This window comes from Pseudovibrio sp. WM33 (assembly GCF_001623165.1).
GTDB lineage: Bacteria > Pseudomonadota > Alphaproteobacteria > Rhizobiales > Stappiaceae > Pseudovibrio.
The window spans coordinates 1-2,505 of sequence record NZ_LMCK01000043.1 but is presented as its reverse complement, the minus strand read 5'-3'; the positions used below and the strand labels follow the sequence as shown (position 1 = coordinate 2,505).

Here is a 2,505-nt window from a genome sequence, read left to right as displayed (position 1 = left end):
TGGAGCACAGCAGGTCAGGTGAGATGCCCAGCTTTGCGCAGACGAAAGCCGCGGTGACAGCGTTGCCACCAAAGCTGACGGCGTAATCCTGAGCAATTGCCTTCTCATCACCTTCCGGCATGGTCTCTGACAAAAAGGTCACGTCAATATAGGACTGGCCAATAAATAGCGCTTTCATCCTGTACTCCATTAAAGTCCAGGCCACACCCCCAACGTGTGGCCTGTGAGGTCATTCTTACTGCGCCAGGGATTTACCAGTGCTGCGAAGGTCTTCAAAGGCTTCTGTCAAACGAGTGACGATTCCTTTTTCACCTTCACGCAGCAACTTGCGCGGATCGTAGACCTTCTTATAAGGGACACCGGTCTCTGGGTCGATCTGGTGTTTGAACGCATTTGGCGTTTCGAACACATAAGCGCCCGCCTGTTCGGAGAATGCGAACTGGGTGTCGGTGTCGATGTTCATTTTGAACACGCCGTAGCCCAGGCTTTCTGCGATTTTTGCTTTTTCAGAGCCGGAACCACCGTGGAACACGAGTGGCAGTGGGTTTTCACCCAGACCGTGGGTTTCGCGAACCAGTTTCTGGCTTTCACGAAGAATCTCAGGGCGCAGCTTCACGTTGCCTGGCTTGTACACGCCGTGCACGTTGCCGAAGGATGCTGCCACAGAGAAGTGGCCCAGTGGGTCGAGGCGGTTGTACGCTTCCAGTACGTCTTCTGGCTGGGTGTACAGTTTCGGATTGTCAGATCCGATGTCGTCGTCGGAACCAACGCCGTCTTCTTCACCACCGGTGCAGCCGAGTTCAATCTCAAGGCTCATCTGCAGTGGAGCCATGCGTTTCAGCAGGCGTTCACTTTCCGACAGGTTGTCTTCCAGAGTTTCCTCAGAAAGGTCCAGCATGTGAGACGTGAAGAGTGGACGACCATTTGCACGGAAGTAGTCTTCACCGTGCGAGATAAGAGCTTCCAGCCAAGGCACCAGCTTACGGTTTGCGTGGTCTGTGTGGAGCACAACGCAAACACCGTAGTGTTTTGCCAGCAGGTGCACGTGTTGGGCTGCGGAAACCGCGCCAAGAACACGGGCCTGGAAGCTATCCGGCATGGCTGCTCCAGCATAGAACTGTGCGCCGCCGTTTGAGAGCTGTACGATTACGTCGGATTTGTTGGCTGCTGCAGCTTCGAGCACTGCGTTGATTGAGTTGGAGCCAACTACGTTTACTGCTGGAAGAGCGTACTGCCCTTCGCGTGCTGCCTGAATGAGGGTTTTGTATTCTTCGCCAAAAATGACGCCTGGACGCAGCTTCGTCACCTTAAAGGTCTCCCGATCGCATGTTGAGTGAGTAAAAAGCGAAGCCCGGGAGGAGGGAATGCTGTCTATAACAGCAGGGAACGGACTTCGCTTTTACTCATGTGGTTCGGTTGTTACGCACCAGCTAAAAGGGGGTATAGCTGGCAGTAAGGCCCCGAATTAGGCTTGCCGAGGGTGGCGGCAAACCTTGCAGGTGAAAAACTTTTCACCGGGTGCAAAAAGATTTGAAGGGAAAGTGCATCGAAATGCGTTGGAATGAAATAAGTAGGAATACGTAGTTGATGCAATCGCACGAAAGCGTGGTTTGACCACGTTATAACGATTTAAAATTCCCTCAAATGACAAATCACAAACTAACTGAGGGGAACGTGCGGGTTAGTTGCAATATTATTTGTACCAAAGCGCTTTGGCGAGACATATATCAGTATTACCTCGAGTAATAGGTATTGAACCCCATGACAGATTGTCGCCGAATATTGTGCGCTTAAGGGGAAAACCCGGGTGATTTTTAGGTTTTGCAGGCATTTTGCCGGGACACTACAGAAAAACCACCCGAATTGACGATTAGGTCAACTTGATGAGACGCTTACTTTATTCGTTTAAACGACTCGTATTCTCCGCGTGTTTGCAGTGATAAAGTAACAGGGCTGTTAGTTCTGTTACGCCAGAACCAACCATGGTTGCCATCAAATGCTGCCGTGATCTGTCCTTCATCCTGCGGCACGCCGCGTCCTTTCACATAGGAGATGGAGCGACCACCCCCGTCACCGTGTGTGTCGAAGTTCAATGTGCCTCCGTTTGCTGTCCAGCGAAACGCTGCACTCTTGCCGGCCTTCATCACCAGCTTCACCTCAACACCCTGACCGGGATCAAGTTGAATGGTGGTCTGATCGCTTTTGATGGCAGGTGTCGGGGCAACAGGTTGAGCCGCGGGTACTGCAGCAACAGTTTTCGCTGGTGCTACGGCTTTTGTGTCAACTCGGCGGGAGGTGGCAGTCACACGCTCGCGCAACTGCTGTTTCAGCATCACCTCAGCCAGTTTACGTTCAATCTCGTCAACGCGGTTGGTCAGTTCGGGAGAAACCGCTGCCACTGGTTGGGTGGAGGTTGTCGATGCAGGAGTTGCAGTTGCAGCCGCATCGGCAGCACTTTCCTCTGCCAGCTGTCAATGAGCGTTCAAAATTGATCCGGCATCATCA

2 protein-coding genes and 1 pseudogene are annotated in these 2,505 nt (G+C 52.5%); all 3 read right to left on the bottom strand.

From position 1 onward, the window contains the following. Positions 1-178 (bottom strand): annotated as a pseudogene (locus tag PsWM33_RS28395) (sugar kinase); the annotation flags it as partial. 57 nt (positions 179-235) lie between these two features. Next, positions 236-1,306, bottom strand: coding sequence for a class II fructose-bisphosphate aldolase (gene fbaA / locus PsWM33_RS08835; RefSeq protein ID WP_063287890.1), 1,071 nt, complete (start codon positions 1,304-1,306; stop codon positions 236-238). Positions 1,307-1,892: 586 nt separating this feature from the next. Further along, positions 1,893-2,399: a hypothetical protein gene (locus PsWM33_RS08830; RefSeq protein ID WP_082826939.1), complete on the bottom strand. Its 507-nt coding sequence runs from the start codon at positions 2,397-2,399 to the stop codon at positions 1,893-1,895. Positions 2,400-2,505 lie beyond the last annotated feature (106 nt).